20 protein-coding genes are annotated in these 14711 nt (G+C 66.3%); 6 read left to right on the top strand and 14 right to left on the bottom strand.

Translation table 11 applies throughout. The features are described 5' to 3' along the window. Positions 1–141 precede the first annotated feature (141 nt). Positions 142–921 carry a MarR family transcriptional regulator gene (locus tag ACERIM_RS03050; RefSeq protein ID WP_373631176.1) on the bottom strand — a complete coding sequence of 260 codons (780 nt, stop codon included), beginning with the start codon at positions 919–921 and terminating at the stop codon, positions 142–144. Positions 922–1062: 141 nt separating this feature from the next. Between ACERIM_RS03050 and artA the strand changes: the two genes are divergently transcribed. Beyond that, on the top strand, positions 1063–2136 hold the full coding sequence (gene artA / locus ACERIM_RS03045) for an archaeosortase A (RefSeq protein ID WP_049905668.1): 1074 nt from the start codon (positions 1063–1065) through the stop codon (positions 2134–2136). Further along, positions 2133–2849, top strand: coding sequence for a metallophosphoesterase (locus tag ACERIM_RS03040; protein ID WP_373631175.1), 717 nt, complete (start codon positions 2133–2135; stop codon positions 2847–2849). The genes artA and ACERIM_RS03040 overlap by 4 nt, the downstream gene beginning before the upstream one ends. Here ACERIM_RS03040 and ACERIM_RS03035 read toward each other — a convergent pair whose 3' ends face one another. The 3 genes from ACERIM_RS03035 to ACERIM_RS03025 form a co-directional block, all read right to left on the bottom strand. Further along, positions 2850–3062 (bottom strand): hypothetical protein, encoded by a 213-nt coding sequence (locus tag ACERIM_RS03035; RefSeq protein WP_373631174.1) that lies wholly within the window; start codon positions 3060–3062, stop codon positions 2850–2852. It lies immediately after the preceding gene. Between the two features lie 176 nt (positions 3063–3238). Then, positions 3239–4537 (bottom strand): NAD(P)/FAD-dependent oxidoreductase, encoded by a 1299-nt coding sequence (locus ACERIM_RS03030; protein WP_373631172.1) that lies wholly within the window; start codon positions 4535–4537, stop codon positions 3239–3241. A gap of 92 nt (positions 4538–4629) precedes the next feature. Beyond that, on the bottom strand, positions 4630–4767 hold the full coding sequence (locus ACERIM_RS03025; protein ID WP_373631170.1) for a transporter: 138 nt from the start codon (positions 4765–4767) through the stop codon (positions 4630–4632). 126 nt (positions 4768–4893) lie between these two features. Between ACERIM_RS03025 and ACERIM_RS03020 the strand changes: the two genes are divergently transcribed. Next, positions 4894–5370, top strand: a complete 477-nt coding sequence (locus ACERIM_RS03020) for an acyl-CoA thioesterase (RefSeq protein WP_373631169.1) — start codon at positions 4894–4896, stop codon at positions 5368–5370. Between the two features lie 50 nt (positions 5371–5420). Here ACERIM_RS03020 and ACERIM_RS03015 read toward each other — a convergent pair whose 3' ends face one another. The 6 genes from ACERIM_RS03015 to ACERIM_RS02990 all read right to left on the bottom strand — a co-directional run bounded on the left by ACERIM_RS03015 (position 5421) and on the right by ACERIM_RS02990 (position 11400). Next, on the bottom strand, positions 5421–6137 hold the full coding sequence (locus ACERIM_RS03015) for an ABC transporter ATP-binding protein (RefSeq protein WP_373631168.1): 717 nt from the start codon (positions 6135–6137) through the stop codon (positions 5421–5423). Next, complete coding sequence (locus ACERIM_RS03010) at positions 6137–6865, bottom strand: ABC transporter ATP-binding protein (RefSeq protein WP_373631166.1); 729 nt, start codon at positions 6863–6865, stop codon at positions 6137–6139. Before ACERIM_RS03010 ends, ACERIM_RS03015 begins: the two co-directional genes overlap by 1 nt. Then, positions 6862–7980, bottom strand: coding sequence for a branched-chain amino acid ABC transporter permease (locus ACERIM_RS03005; RefSeq protein WP_006649440.1), 1119 nt, complete (start codon positions 7978–7980; stop codon positions 6862–6864). Before ACERIM_RS03005 ends, ACERIM_RS03010 begins: the two co-directional genes overlap by 4 nt. Beyond that, positions 7973–8863 carry a branched-chain amino acid ABC transporter permease gene (locus ACERIM_RS03000; RefSeq protein ID WP_006649441.1) on the bottom strand — a complete coding sequence of 297 codons (891 nt, stop codon included), beginning with the start codon at positions 8861–8863 and terminating at the stop codon, positions 7973–7975. The genes ACERIM_RS03005 and ACERIM_RS03000 overlap by 8 nt, the downstream gene beginning before the upstream one ends. A gap of 3 nt (positions 8864–8866) precedes the next feature. Continuing rightward, positions 8867–10126 carry an ABC transporter substrate-binding protein gene (locus ACERIM_RS02995; RefSeq protein ID WP_006649442.1) on the bottom strand — a complete coding sequence of 420 codons (1260 nt, stop codon included), beginning with the start codon at positions 10124–10126 and terminating at the stop codon, positions 8867–8869. A 308-nt stretch (positions 10127–10434) separates the two neighbouring features. Next, positions 10435–11400 (bottom strand): MBL fold metallo-hydrolase, encoded by a 966-nt coding sequence (locus tag ACERIM_RS02990; protein WP_373631164.1) that lies wholly within the window; start codon positions 11398–11400, stop codon positions 10435–10437. Positions 11401–11669: 269 nt separating this feature from the next. Between ACERIM_RS02990 and ACERIM_RS02985 the strand changes: the two genes are divergently transcribed. Next, positions 11670–12410, top strand: a complete 741-nt coding sequence (locus tag ACERIM_RS02985; protein WP_049964771.1) for an NAD(P)H-binding protein — start codon at positions 11670–11672, stop codon at positions 12408–12410. Between the two features lie 125 nt (positions 12411–12535). Beyond that, entirely contained in the window at positions 12536–12673 is a 138-nt protein-coding gene (locus tag ACERIM_RS02980) for a hypothetical protein (protein ID WP_006649445.1), read from the top strand. Between the two features lies 1 nt (position 12674). Here the strand turns inward: ACERIM_RS02980 and ACERIM_RS02975 are convergent, their stop codons facing one another. The 4 genes from ACERIM_RS02975 to ACERIM_RS02960 form a co-directional block, all read right to left on the bottom strand. After that, positions 12675–12923 (bottom strand): DUF6684 family protein, encoded by a 249-nt coding sequence (locus ACERIM_RS02975; RefSeq protein WP_006181165.1) that lies wholly within the window; start codon positions 12921–12923, stop codon positions 12675–12677. A 28-nt stretch (positions 12924–12951) separates the two neighbouring features. After that, a complete protein-coding gene (locus ACERIM_RS02970) occupies positions 12952–13362 on the bottom strand; it encodes a hypothetical protein (RefSeq protein ID WP_373631163.1) in 411 nt (136 codons plus the stop codon). A gap of 173 nt (positions 13363–13535) precedes the next feature. Beyond that, entirely contained in the window at positions 13536–13673 is a 138-nt protein-coding gene (locus ACERIM_RS02965) for a hypothetical protein (RefSeq protein ID WP_006649447.1), read from the bottom strand. Between the two features lie 79 nt (positions 13674–13752). Then, positions 13753–13974: a hypothetical protein gene (locus tag ACERIM_RS02960; RefSeq protein WP_049905680.1), complete on the bottom strand. Its 222-nt coding sequence runs from the start codon at positions 13972–13974 to the stop codon at positions 13753–13755. A 146-nt stretch (positions 13975–14120) separates the two neighbouring features. Between ACERIM_RS02960 and ACERIM_RS02955 the strand changes: the two genes are divergently transcribed. Then, on the top strand, positions 14121–14675 hold the full coding sequence (locus tag ACERIM_RS02955; RefSeq protein WP_049964768.1) for a GMP synthase subunit A: 555 nt from the start codon (positions 14121–14123) through the stop codon (positions 14673–14675). Positions 14676–14711 lie beyond the last annotated feature (36 nt).

The following is a 14711-nucleotide window of genomic DNA, read 5'->3' as shown; positions in this document are numbered from 1 at the left end:
CGCAACGCCGTCGTTCGATCAGGTGTGCAATGACTTTCAGTGGCTACTATAGTCGGACGAAGCGGCTTCGTGGAACCAGCCGGTGCCAACAGTCGGTGGTGAGAACGGCGTTCGCGATCGGGAACGCCTGTAAGACGGCGACTAGCCCTCGAGGACTTCGTAGGAGACGTCGGCGTCGCGAAGCGCGTCGGTGACTCGGCCGACCTCGTTGGTCGTGGCGACGGCCGTCACATCGAGCCCGCGCTTGGCCCCGTCGGCGGCGACGGAGCCCGCGGCGAACGTGACCGTCGGATCGGTCCCGGCCTCCCGACAGGCGACGATCGCTTCGACGCCGGCAGCGACGACGAGGTCGGCGTCGGTACAGCGGTCGGCGACGGTGTCGGACTCGATCGCGCGGCTCCCGCCGGCCCGGACGCCGGGGACTTGCAGGACGGTCACCGAACCGGGCTCTAAGTCCATGACGCCCTCGAAGCTGGTGACGCCGACATCGGTGCCGGCCGCGGCGTCCGTGGTCGCGACGCCGGTCGCCGGCCCCTCCTCGCCGGGCGTCGCGTGGAGGAGCCCGTTTTTCACCGACAGCGAGACGGTATCACCCTCCTCGATGTCGTCGGTCGCGATGTAGGCGGCCTCGCTCATCGCCCCGAGGATGTCGCCGGTTACGTGGTCCGCGAACCGGCGAATGTCGTCGGCGGTCCGGAACAGCCAGTCGACGCCTTCGTTGGTGACGTGATACCGCGACCGGCCCTCCTTCTCGACGAGACCGTCATCGACGAGTTCCCGGATGTACTCGCTGACCGCCTGACTCGTCACGCCGACTTCCCCGGCGATCTCCCCCTGGCTGACCGCGGGTTGGCGTTCCGCGATCTGGACGAGGATCCGAAACCGCGTCGCGGTGCGCTTGTTGTCGAGGACGTCGACCATGTGTCGATGGTTAGCGGGAGCGATGCAAAAAGGTACGCGGTCGCGCCGTCGGTCGGCCGCCGCGTCTCGCCGGACTGGAGCGCGGTCACGACCGCGAGGCGTCAAGTTGATAGCGCGAGAGTCCCTCGGGATTACGTGACTATGTCGCCCCTCCCAGTGACGACCGCGGCCCCCGGTACGGTTGTCGACCCCGTGGCGGGACCCGCGACGGTACTCTCGATGAGTATCGGCTCCGTTCCCCTGTCGGACGCCCTCGCCTGGACCGCGATCGGCGCGTTCGTCGTCGCGGCCGTCATCCAATGGTACGGGGCTACCGATCCCGCGCGATACCTCGCAGCGGGCGCGTGGGTCGTCTTCGGCGTCTTTTGGCTGACGCTTGCTCCCCACTACTACCTCGAGGTCAAGAGCCCGATCGAGACGCTGCTGACGGTGGCAGCGCTGCCGCTATGTGCCTACACCGGCTATCTGCTTGCCACCGGCCGGGAGTCGCTGCTCCTGCTCTCGAAGGCCGTCGCGTTCATGGGGCTGATCTACCTGCCCGTCGAGACGATTCCGGTCGTCCGCACGTGGTTGATCGAGACGACCGCTGCCCAGACCCACTTCGGGATGGAACTGCTCGGCCACAGCCCCGGCCTCGAGGAGGGGGCAAACGGCTATCAGAGCCGCTTTGCCTTCGATCCCGACGAGACGGTGACCGGCCGGACGACCTACATCATCACGGCCTGTACGGGCATCGGGAGCATGGCCATCTTCGGCGGCCTCATCGCCGCCGTCAAAGCGCCGCTCAAGCGGAAAGCGGTTGCCTTCCCGCTCGCGGTCGGCGTCATCTGGTTCCTGAACCTCGTCCGGAACGTCTTCATCGGGCTGGCTTCGCCGTGGGGCTGGTTCCAGCAGGATATCTTCGTCACCATCGCGACGGAGTTCATGGGCGCGCCGGCCGACCGGACCTCCTACATCGTCGCCCACAACTTCATCGCCCAGTCGCTGTCGATCGTCGCCCTGCTGGGTATCACCTACCTCGTCCTCCGCATCCTCCCCGAGATCCTCGAGCCCCTGGAGGACGTCCTCTACATCCTGACCGGCACGGAGTACGACCTCGCGGACGCCTTGGGCCAGGAGATGCGGACCGACGGCGGTGCGCGAACCGACGCGGGCGCGTCCGCCAACCACGATAGCGGACCGTCCGTGGACGGCGACGACGACGCGGATCGATGACCGACGGCGTCGAGGTCGACGTTCCGTTCGCCGTCCACGACCGGTCGATCTTCCTCCCGACGACCGAGACGCTCGTCCTCGCGGACGTCCATCTCGGCAAGGCCGCCGACTCGAGCGTCGACGCGCCGATCGACGACGGTGCCGACGTTCGCGACCGGCTCGCGGCGGTACTCGAGGCGACCGCGCCGGCGACGGTCGTCGTCGCGGGCGACCTCCTCCACTCGTTTTCGCGGCTGCCACGGGGCCTCGAGCGCGACCTCGAGGCGGTCGTCGCGACCGTCGCGGACGCCGGTGCGGAGTTGGTCGTTACGCCGGGCAACCACGATACGATGCTCGAGGAGGTCTTCTCAGGGCGGATCGTTCCCGAGTACCGGCCGGACGGTGGCGAGACGGTGATCTGTCACGGTCACGAGCAGCCGGCAACGACCGCCGAGCGGTACGTCGTCGGCCACGACCACCCCGCGCTGTCGGTCGAGGGCCGCAAGCTCCCCTGTCTCCTCTACGGGCCGGACTGCTACGAGGGCGCGGACGTGATCGTCCTGCCGGCGTTTACCCGCCTCGCGGCCGGCGCGACTGTCAACGGAATGCGCGGTCGGGACTTCCAGTCGCCGCTGGTCCGTGACCCCGACGCCTTCCATCCCGCCGTCAGGGACGCCGCGACGGACGAGGTGCTGTGGTTCCCGCCGCTCGGACGGTGCCGACGGCTCCTGTAGTCACTCCACTCGTTCCGAGACAGCCGCTCGAGTCCGTCGGGCAGCGGGGGCGACGACGGCCACCTGAACGGTGACCACGAGGTTCCGGAAGAAGTCGCTGAACGTGATCAACAGCACGGCGGCCAGCACGATCAAGAGGAGAAAGCTAAAGAAGATGATCGCCGCCTGTCGCCCGGTGAGGTCCGCCCCCTCGAGGAGTTCGTCGATGGCCATGGATGCCTGTCGACGGAACGACGCCGAGCGCCGTAGTCGTTTGGCCGTCGAGTGACTGTCCAGTACGACACACGCCGGATGTCGGGCCGGATGTCTGCGGTCGCTCGACTGCGGTCGCGTCGCCGGCGCTCGGGTCAACCGTCGGCTGGCCGCTGCCGCTCGAGTCGACCGACGGATCAGCCCGACAGATCGTCGATGACCGCTTCGGCCGCCCGTCGCCCGCTCTCCATCGCGCCCTGAATCGAGGACCACTGTGTGTAGTCGCCGGCCAGATAGACCGAGCCCGCGGGGTCGCGAGCGTCGGGGAGCCGGTCGTGGATCCCCGGCGGCTGGTCGAACTGCGCGAACGGGATCCGCTCGGTATGCAGCGTCTCGAGGTCGTCGAACTCCCGGTTGGGAGACCATGACTCGAGTGAGCGGCGGGTCCGCTCGGCCAGGTCTTCGTCGCTCGCCGGCTGCTCTCCGAGATAGGTCGCGCTGATCAGCGTCGCGTCGGCCGGCGCGTACTCGGGAGCGACCGCACTGTGGGGCACCACGTGGTTCGGCCCCCGCCCGGTCGCGTTCAGCAGGAGCCGACGGCCGGTCCCCAGATCGGTCCCCGACGGGAGCGCGTAGTACTGGGTGACACAGCTTCGCGCCGCAGTCGGGATCGACTCGACACCGGTCAGCTCCCGCGCCGTCGGCGGGTCGGTCGCGACGACGACCGCGTCGGCCTCGAGGGGTTCTGCGTCGGTTTCGACCGTAACCGAGCCCGCGGAATCGCTAGCGTCCCCGCCGTCGGCCGCGACCGACTCGACCGTGACGCCCGTTCGGATCGTTCCGCCGACCTCGCGGACGCAGTCGGCGAGTTGCGAGGGGATCGCCTCCATGCCGGCGGCCGGGACCACCGTCTCGCCCGCCGCGAGGGTCCGGAAGGTGTACTCGAAGACCCGTCGCGAGGTCGCCAGCGACCGATCGAGCGTGATCCCGCCGTAGAACGGCGCGACGAAACCCTCGATGAACCGCTTGGAGAACCCCCGGTTACGGAGGAAGTCATCGATCCGTTCGTCGTCCCCGGCGAAGATGTCGCCGGGATCGGTTCGCCGGAGCCGGTACCAGAGCCGGGCCACCCGGAGTGCGTCGCCCGCCGAAACGTACGGGTTCGATAGCGTCGCCGGAATCGTCCCCGGTTCCCTGAGCGGGTCCGCGAGCGTCGACAGCCCGTCGGGGCCGGCGACGGTCGCTCCCGGCGCGAACCGGCGGAGGTGCAGCGCCGTGAGGTCGAGTTCGCGCCGAACGGCGGGATAGGCGGTAAAGCAGACCTGAAAGCCCCGGTCGAATCGGAAGCCGTCCCGCTCGAGGGTGCGGACCCGACCCCCGGTCGTCTCGCGGCGTTCGAACAACGTCACGTCTGTACCGGCGGCGGCGAGGTGCCGAGCAGCGACGAGCCCGGCCAGCCCACCGCCGGCGACGACTACCTGCGGCGTCGAGTGCATAGCCGTTGATCGATCGCCGACGAATAAAAGAGTCGACCCAACAGTGCAGGCGTTGGAGTTCGCCGGCGGGCGCGCGTCCGTCACACACCTCGTCACTTGTCCATCAGCAACCGAAGCGCGAGCCCGACGACGATGACGGCCACCCCGCCGAGGGCGCTGGCAATCGGCGGGATCGGGAAGACGAGCATCACTACGCCGGCGAGGACGACGAGCGTCGAGAGCTTGACCATGTGCCGGTCACGCCGTCGCGACGGATAGCGTATCGGCACGCATTCACAGCGGGGCGCGAGCGACCGTCGACTGTGGCCCCTTGCCGTGGCCGGTACGGTTTTGCCCGTCGCGGCGGCGTTGCCGGTATGGGAGCAAACAACACGGCGAACGCGGATCGGGACGCGGACGGCCCCGCGTTCCAGCCGGTCTTCGAGAATCGCGTTCGGTTCGCCGAGACCGACCAGCAGGGAATCGTCTTCTACGGGGAGTACTTCACCTTTCAGGACGAGGCCGTCTCCGCGTTCTTCCGCGCGATCGACTACGGCTACGACCGCATGCGCGAGGACGGCTGGCAGATCCACGTCGTCAACACCGAGTTGAACTACCGAACCGGCGCGGAGTTCGAGGACGTGATCGTCAACGAACTCCGGGTCGCCGACATCGGCACCTCGAGCCTCGAGTACGAGTACCGGGCGAAACGGCAACGCGACGACGCGGTCCTTGCGGACGGCACCGTCACGCAGGTCGCCGTCGACACCGAGACCGAGGAGCCGACCCGGATCCCCGACGCGTTCCGCGAGGCCGTCGCGGCGTTCCAGGGTGGCCTCGAGACCGACGGCTAGCGCCGCCGCTTCCAGTCGAACCGACGAAAAAGACGACTCGAACCTGCCGATCAGTGGACGCCGACGTACGCCTCGCGGACGTAGTCGTTGTCCGTGAACTCGTCGTGCGGGCCCGACAGTTCGATCTCGCCGGTCTCGATCAGCGAGAGCCGGTCCGCGTGGTTCAGCGCGAACGTCGAGTTCTGCTCGGCCAGCAGGATCGTCAGCCCCTCCTCTTGCTGGAGCGTCTCGAGGGCCTCACCGATGTCCTCGATGATGACCGGCGCGAGCCCGAGCGTCGGCTCGTCCAACATCAGCATGTCGGGGTCGCTCATCAGCGCGCGGCCGACGGCGAGCATCTGCTGTTCGCCGCCGCTCATGGTCTCGGCCTCCTGTTCGCGGCGTTCGTCCAGCCGCGGGAACAGGTCATAGACCATGTCGAGATCGTCCTGTACTGCCGCCTTGTCGTCGCGGAACTGCGCGCCCATCAGCAGGTTCTCGTGGACCGAGAAGTACGGGAACAGGTCCCGGTCCTCGGTGCAGTAGATGAGCCCTGACTCGACGATCTCCTGGGACGGCTGTCCCGCGAGATCGCGACCGGCGTAGCTGATCGATCCCTCGTAGTCGAGGAAGCCGGCGACGGCGTTCAGCATCGTCGTCTTCCCGGCCCCGTTGGGGCCGATGACGCCGTAGATTTCGCCTTCCTGGATCGACAGCGAGACGCCCTTCAGCGCGTGTGACTTGCCGTAGTAGACGTTGAGATCGTTGATATCGAGTATCGCGGACATTAGAGTCCCTCCCCAGCGAGGTAGGCCTCCTGGACTTGCTCGTTCTCGGCGATTTCCTCCGGCGTCCCCTCCGCGAGGAAGTCGCCGTTGTTGAGGACGACGATCCGATCGACCAGGTCCATCAGACCGCCCATGTTGTGGTCGACGACGACCATCGACATCCCTTGCTTGCGGAACCGCTCGATCTGGTCGGCCAGTTCGGTGATCTCGGCCTGGTTCATCCCTGCGAACGGCTCGTCGAGCAGCATCATCTCGGGCTCGGTCGCCAGCGACTTGGCGATCTCGAGCCGGCGGACGTCCGCGTGGGGCAACTCGCCGGGCATTTCGTGGAGATGTTCCTCGATGTCGATGCGAGCGGCGTAGTCGTAGATCTCCTCCTCGCTGGCACCGCCGCGCAGCGAGACGATGCTGTTCGGCAGCGTGAACAGCTTGATGTTGCCCGCAACCGACATCGAGTCGATCGGGTTCGACTCCTGTGAGACCCGCGAGAGTCCCTTGTTGACGACCTCGTGAGTCGAGTCGTCGGTGATGTCGGTCCCGTTGAACCGGATCGCGCCGTCGGTGACGCCGTAGATGCCCATGATGCAGTTGAACACCGTGGACTTGCCCGAGCCGTTCGGCCCGATCAGGCCGACGATCTCGCCCTCACCGACCTCGAACGAGAAGTCGTCGACGGCGACGAGCCCGCCGAACTTCTTGGTCAGCCCGTCGACCTCGAGGACGCTCATCGGCGATCACCCCCGAGTCGATCGAGCCCGTGCCACAGCTTGCGGAACAGGCCGTCACGGGCGAACACGAGGATCAACAGGACGATCAACCAGAGGATCGACCACTTGATCTCGCTCTCGAAGCCGGAGAGGACCACGTCCTCGAGCATAATGACGAGGAAGGCCCCGCCGAGCGGCCCGAGTATCGAGCCCATCCCGCCGACGACGGCCATCGCGATCATCTCGATGCTGTTGTCGACGACGACGAACGCGCCGGGTGTGACGGTCCCGAAGCGGTGTGCCAGCAGGACGCCACCGATTCCCATCGGGATCGAACTGAGAACGAACGACCAGATCTTGAACTTGGTCGCGTTGATGCCTGCGGCTTCGACCGCAGACTCGTTCTCGCGGATCGCCACGAGGATGAGTCCGATGTTCGACCGCGCGACGATCAGGAGCGCGGCTGCGATGAGCAACATCGGAATCATGAACGCGTACGTTCGCATCACCGGATCGGTGCTGTACACCGTCTCGATCCCGCCGAGTCCGGTCTCGCCGCCGGTATATTCACTCAGCGGCCGGATCAGTCGGTAGAAGATCAACACGGCCACGAACGTAATCAGCGAGAAGTACGGCCCGCTCAGCCGGAGCGACGGCAGAGCGATTGCGAGCCCAATGATCAGCGCGATCAGTACCGAGATGGGGATCGTGATCCGCATCGGTAGTTCGGCGTTGACGTTGTTGAGCAACATCGCGGTCGTGTACGCCGCACCGCCGGACAGCACCGAGTGGCCGAAGCTGATGTAGCCAGTGTATCCGCTCTGGATGTCCCAACTCATCGCGAAGATGCCCCAGATACAGGCGAGCCACGTCGCCTGCACTAGGGTGTAATTCCCCCAGAACGGGATCGTCACGAGTCCGAGGAACGCCCCCACCAGCAACACGAACTGGAGGCCGTTCATTTCGCCGAAGTAGCCACCGAGCGTGCGGTTGTAGACGGTTGCGATCGGCCGGAGTGCCCGATCGACGGGCTCGGTAACGGTACTGAGTCCGTCGACGGCCGCACCGCCGACCCGACCTGCGGCGCCGCTTACTCGTCCGCCGATACCACGTCCGGTGTCCGTTTCGCTACTCATGGGCAAACTCCCTCCCGAAGAGCCCCTCCGGCTTGAGGAGCAAGACCGCAACGAGCACGACCAGCGAAAAGATTCCCTGGTAGCCCGTGCCGAGGAATTCGAGCGTGAACTGTTCGAGGTAGCCGATCAGGTACGCCGCGACGACCGACCCCTTGATGGATCCGATCCCGCCGATCACGACGATGATGAAGGCAATCGCGAGCGGGTTGAGCCACATCTCCGGACTAGTCGTCTGGAGCGTTCCGAGGAACACGCCAGCGAGCCCGGCGAGGGCACCGGCGATCAGCCACGTCCGCGATTTCACGGACTCGAGATCCACACCGGTAAGCTGTGCGCCCCGTTCGCTCATCGAGACCGCGAGGATCGACCGCCCTTCGTCGGTCCGGCTCACGTAGTACCACAACAGCCCGATCGCGATCCACGAGACGACGAACCCGAGGATGTACATGTAGTTGATCCGGGTTCCGACGCCCTGGAGATGGAGCGTGCCGTCGGCTATTGGGAGCAGCGTTCGGGGGCTGCTCCCGAACTCGTAGTGGATCAGTTCCGTTAGGAGCAACGCGACCATCACTGTCGAGAGGAACGTGATCACGACGTTGTCCTCGATGTATCGGACCAGCCCGCCGTACAGGACGTAGGAAGCGACTGCCGTCACGAGCGTTGCGATGACGAGTCCGAGGAGCGTCGGGACCGCGATCGAACCGACCACCGACGAGGAGGTCGAGACGAGGAACGCGTACGCGCCGATCATGATCAGCCCGCCGTGAGCGAGGTTCAACACGCCTCCAACGCCGAAGATCATGGTAAACCCGATGGCGACGAGCGCATAGATCGCGCTCATCATCGCCCCCAAGATGAGGACCGAGAGAATTGACTCGAGCATGTCTTACGACATCCAGCTTGGCTTCATGTGTTTTGCAGACCGGTCTTGAACCGGGTAGACGACCTCCTGTTTGCCGCCATCATCGGTCGGCTGCCACTGGGTCATCGGGTAATTGACCTCGCCGCTTTCGGTTTCGGTCGTTTCGACGTCGTTGGGGTAGTCCGCATCCTCGCCGGCCAGCGAGATGTTCGCGGCCGCACCGTTGTGTTCGATGCTCAACATCGCGTCGACGATGTCGTCGAGGTCTTCCGCGTAGTCGACCGTGCCGGCCTCTTCGGCGGCCTTGGCGTAGAAGTGGATCGCATCGTAGGTGTTGAACCCCATGTACATCGGCTTGCTCGGCGGCTCCTGACCGCCGCCGGTGAACTCCGCTTCGTACATCTCGACGAAGTCCATCGTGTTGCCCGTCAGTTCGGTGACGCCGCCGCCACCGGACTGGGACGTCGTCTCGAAGACACAGCCGCCTTCCGACTGGTCCCAGAACTCCGGGGACATCGACGCGACGTGAACGCCCTCCACGGCGAAGGGGTATTCGCCGGCCCAGTCCCCGAGGAGCTGTCCGCGACCACCCGCCGCGAAGAAGCGGATCACTGCGTCCGCGCCCTCGCTTTCGATGTCGTCGAGGAACGGCGTGAAATTCGAGGTCTGCACGCTGGGAACCTCGTCATAGACGACATTGAGGCCGCGATCCTCGAGCAGTCCCGGGAGTCGATCGCGGAAGATCGTCGTCCAAGCGGCTTCCTCGGGCAGCAACGCGAAGTCGGTCCAGCCGTGTCTGTCCGAGAGGTGTTCGGCGTATCCCGCCATCGCCTCGGCCTGGTAGTGGGAGTTGATCGGCCCGGTCCGGAAGATGTTCTTGTACTTCTCGTAGTCCTCGCCGTGATAGTCGGTGATCGTATTCACGTCGGCCGAGCCCGTGATGATGAACGGAACGTCCGACTCGGCGACCGTGTCCATGATCCCCTGCGTGATCTCGCTGTTGAACGTTCCCACGATGAGGTCGACGTTGTCACGGTTGATCATCTCCTCGACGATCGGAGTCGTGGTACTGGTGGAGAGTTCGGTGTTTTCCGTGATCAGGTCGATCTCCTGGTCCAGAATGCCTTCGCCCTCTTTGAGTTCGTTGACCGCGATCTTGGCACTGCGTTCCGACCCCACCCCCATCGCCATCCCGGTTGGGGCGAGATGGCCGATCGTCAGCGTGCCGTCGTCGCCGCCGCCACTGTCGACGCCGCCGAGACAGCCGGCCAGCGCCGTCGTCACCGCACCGGCACCTGCAGCCCCTAAAAACGTCCGCCGCCCGACACTACCGTTACCAATCTCACCTGAATCGATCGTATCGTTATCTTCGTTAACCATTGTGTGTCACTGAGTTACCGATTCTCACCCACCAGTTTCGAGTCACCCGTAATAAAGGTGAGGGAAGTTAGCAAGGATCTTGTGAACAATACACTAATGTGGAGTTTCTTACTACGGTACCGACAATACTTCGGCTCAGACGCTCTCGAGCGGCTCTTGAGAACAGTGAATACGTGTGGTGTTTGTGACTTCGGACGCCGTCAGTCAGCGGCTCAAACGATCCGTTCCGTGGTGTTCGGTTCCCGCTCGAGGCGATACGTGCCGCTATCGGCCGTGACGAAGCCCTCGTGGCGGAGGTGATCGAGGTGGGCGTAGGCCTCGCCGGGACCGTGGACGATGTGGATTCCCTCGAGGTCGCCGAACAGGTGGGAACTGATCGTCCAGGCATCGGCCGGCCCGTGGTCGGCCAGCAACTCGACGATCGTTGCCGCCCGCTCGCGGTGATGCTCGAGGATCGTCTCGGCGCGGGCAGTCGGGTCGTCGATGGGGTCGCGATGGCCGGGCCAGGCTCGGTCGTAGTCGCGGTCGGCGAGTCGTTCCAGCGTGTCGACGTACTTTGCGAGGGGGCGCTCGACCCGGACGTCCGCGCCGCCGACGTTCGGGGTGTACACCGGTAGCAAGGCGTCGCCGACGAACGCCTCGTCCCCGCCGTCGATCTCGAAACAGCACAGGCCCGCCGCGTGGCCCGGCGCGTGGACCGTCTCGAGGCGGTGGCCGCCGACCTTGAGGACCTCGCCGTCCTCGATGGGCGTCGGCTCGGCCGGCGGCCCCTCGATCTCGGCCGACTCGAAGAAGGTACGCAGTTCCCGCCGGGCGTCCTCGGGGACGCCCCACTCCGCGAGCAGTTCGCGACGGTGGTCCTCGACGGCCGCGACGGCGTCTTCCGCCCCGGCGACGAGCGGGGCGTCGGCCTCGTGGACGTAGACGGTGGCCCCGCTTTCGGCCTGAATCTCGCCGGCCAGTCCGGCGTGGTCGGCGTGGAAGTGTGTGAGGACGATGTCGTCGATGTCGGCGATCTCGTAGCCGCGGTCGGCCAGCCCGTCGCGGAGGTCCGTTCGGACCGGATCGACCGCGATCCCCGTATCGACGAGCGCGAGTTCGCTCGCGGCGTCGTCGGCGAGAACGTAGGCGTTGTTCCGACCCTCGAACTCGTCGTTGCCGAGCGAAATTCGATCCATGTCGGCTACCCACATGTCCCCAGTTAATAATTGGCGCGGTAACGGATCGGGGGACCGCGACGGCGAGACGATCGGCCGACCGACGACCAGCCGGATCGGGATTCGGTCCGGCCGACCATCCCGACTGCGAAGTTCGTGACCTGTCCTCACCGGCGAACGACGCGCTCGGTTCCGGTCGTGGCATCGCCCGGCGTCTCGCACTCGGCGGAGACTGTCATGCCCACCGACCGCTGCAGAGGGTTTTCCGTGTCGATCCAGTACCTGATTCGATGACCGACTCACGCCCACTCGACCGCGTCCTCGTCGCCGGTGCCAGCGGGGCCACCGGCGAGGAACTGCTATCCGTCCTCCGACCGACCGATCTCACGGTCCGCGCGACGACGCGCTCCTACGGGAACGTCGACACGCTCGAGCGCCACGGGGCCGACGAGGTGGTCGTCGCCGACTTCTTCGACTCGGGCGACGCCGTCGCGGCCGTCGAGGACTGTGACCTCGTCTGCTGTGCGCTCGGCTCGCCGCCGTGTCTGCGTCACCTGACCGGCGGCAAACTCGTCGACCGGACCGGCGCGATCAATCTCACGACCGCGGCCGTCGCCGAGGGCGTCTCGTACGTCGTCCTCGAGAGCGCCATCGGCGTGGGTGACTCGAAGGCGGGGCTGTCGCTCCCGGCGCGGCTCGCACTCCGGGGTGTACGACGAGCCAAGCGGGACGCCGAAGCGGCGCTACGACGCTCCGGACTGGGGTACACGATCGTGCGTCCGGGACGACTCACGGACGATCCGCCAAGCGGCGACGTCGTCGTCGGCCAGGGCGGGGACTCCGTCACCGGCTCGATCCCCCGGGCGGACGTCGCACGGATCATGGCGGCCGCACCGTTTACCCCCGACGCACGGAACCGGACGTTCGAGATCGTCAGCCGCGACGGACTCTCGGGAACACCACACCACCGCGTCGACGTCGACTGGGCCGACGACATCCTCACGGCCCGACACGGTCACCGACACGCTTGACCTCGCCGTCGAGCCCGAACGGCGGCGTTCGCAGCAGATCCACCGCCCCCGACGCCGGCTCGTTGCATCGCCCCGGTCCGGCCCGGGAAACGCTCTTTTGGGGCCGCGGTGTAGCCGCCGTGAGGATGCCTCCGAACGAGATCGACGACGGGACCGCTCGGGACGCTCGCGGCCGACTCGCGGAGAAGGAGCTGTTTCTCCTTTTGCTGGTCGGCATCGCCGTCCTGATGGCGATCACCGGGTTCGTGTTGGTGATCAACTGAGTCAGGTGTCGCTCGTGTCGTGGCGGGTCCGATCGTCGGTTTCGATCACCCGCGCGGCCAGATAGGTCGCGACCGCGAGCATCCCCATCGTCGCGAACAGGATCGAAAACTGGAGCGCCGACTGGAGCGGATCGACCCCCCACGGGTTGAAGACGGCAAAGACGCCGACGAAAAACGCCATGATCAGGAACGGCAGCAGGTTGACCGCGAGGTCGAGCGTGACTTCGGCGTCGAAGGCGCGTCTGCTCATTGTCTTGGTCCTCGAGTGGGTTGTGTGGTTATCGGTCTGGACGTTCGTCCGCCGGTCGCCGCGTCAACAGCAGCCCCGCACCGCCGATCGTCACGAATCCGGCGACGACCATCGCCGCGCCGCGACTCGCGAGCCCGGAGAGTGGCTCGAGGGGTGTGATCGGCACCGTTCCGGTTCCGTGGGCGGCAAGTACCGCGCCGACGGCCACGAACGCCGCGCCCGTTTTGGCCGCAAACGGAAGCGGCCGAGCGACGTAGCCGGCATCGGCCAGGATCCCGGCGATGCTGGCGGCGAACACGACGAGACCGGCGACGGCGACGGGACCGAGGCCGACGACGATGCCGACCTCGGAGCCGGCGAGGCCGAGGGCCACGAGGACCGGCCATGGCCTCGTCCTGTCGGCCCGCTCGGGCTCGACGCGCTGCGTGTGGTCGCTCACAGGCGACCGTCCACGTCGAGGGAGTAGTATCTAGCCCTACCCCTCAGCGACCGTGACTGTCGTGAGAACGGATCCGAGAGGACTCGAGCGACTGTCCGGAACTCGTTCGTCGCCGCGAGTGGCACAAGAGTGCCTGCGGTGGGACGGTACCGACTGACATCGAGGGCCGTCGCCTACAGCGCCGAGAAGACGAGCCACGGGACGATGAACATGGCCAGCGTCAGTACTGCGAGGATCAGCGCGTACCCGAGGCCGGTTCCTGCCACGGTAAGCCACGACGGATGATCGAATTGGCCGAGATCGACTGCCATACCGTTGGCATCCGGTGACGAACGCATAAACGTACCGGAACGCGCAACTCGAGCGGTGCGGTTCCGCCGCGGGATCGGCTCAGCGGTAGACGTTTTGATACCGTTCGCGGTACTCTCGGAGGGCGAGTCGGGCCCTGCGCCGGGAGGTAAAGCCGAAGCCGACCGCCGCGCAGTGGTCGGCATCGCACTCCCAGCGGAAGGTGTCGGAGTCGGGATCTCTCCGAACCGAGACGTCCGTCTCGCAGCGGGGACAGGTCCAGCCCCATCGCACGTCGCCTGCGTGTGTTCGCCGTCGGCTCATGCTGTCTTCGAAACACGTGGTGGCGGCGTTCGGAAACGCGTTCACCTCCACCCGTGGCCGCTTTATAAGATCCAGTCTGTCGGCGCGAGGACTCGCGAGAGCGCGTTCCGGACCGCTTTTATCGGGCCGTCCGCTACGGACACCCAATGACGAAGATCGTCGTGGTGGACAACCACGGACAGTTCACCCACCTCGAGGGCCGGGCGCTTCGCGACCTCGGCGTCGACACGGAAATCGTAGACAACGACACGCCTCCCGAGGACGTCGATGCCGACGGCGTCGTCCTCTCGGGCGGTCCGGACATGGACCGGATCGGGAAATCCGCTGACTACCTCGAGGCGGACGTGCCGGTACTCGGCATCTGTCTGGGGATGCAGCTGATCGCCGCGGAACTGGGCGGCAGCGTCGGAAGCGGGGAGTACGGCGGCTACGCGGACGTGACCGTCGACATCGTCGACGACGACGACCCGCTGACGGGCTCGCTACACCCCGAGACCCGCGTCTGGGCGAGCCACGCCGACGAGGTCACGGAACTGCCCGAGGGGTTCGAACTGACCGGCCAAAGCGACGTCTGTGACGTCGAGGCGATGAGCGATACCGACCGCGACCTCTACGGCGTCCAGTGGCACCCGGAGGTCGCCCACACCGAGGAGGGCGAGGAGATCTTCGAGAACTTTCTGGCGATCTGCGAGTCGCGGTAGGCGTCGTCGGCCCTGCTCGAGCGCCGCCCGTCGGGC

The organism is Natrinema sp. H-ect1, from assembly GCF_041821105.1.
In the GTDB taxonomy this organism is placed as follows: domain Archaea; phylum Halobacteriota; class Halobacteria; order Halobacteriales; family Natrialbaceae; genus Natrinema; species Natrinema thermotolerans.
The sequence above is the reverse complement of the archived record's forward strand: the minus strand, read 5'-3'. Positions and strand labels throughout refer to the sequence as shown.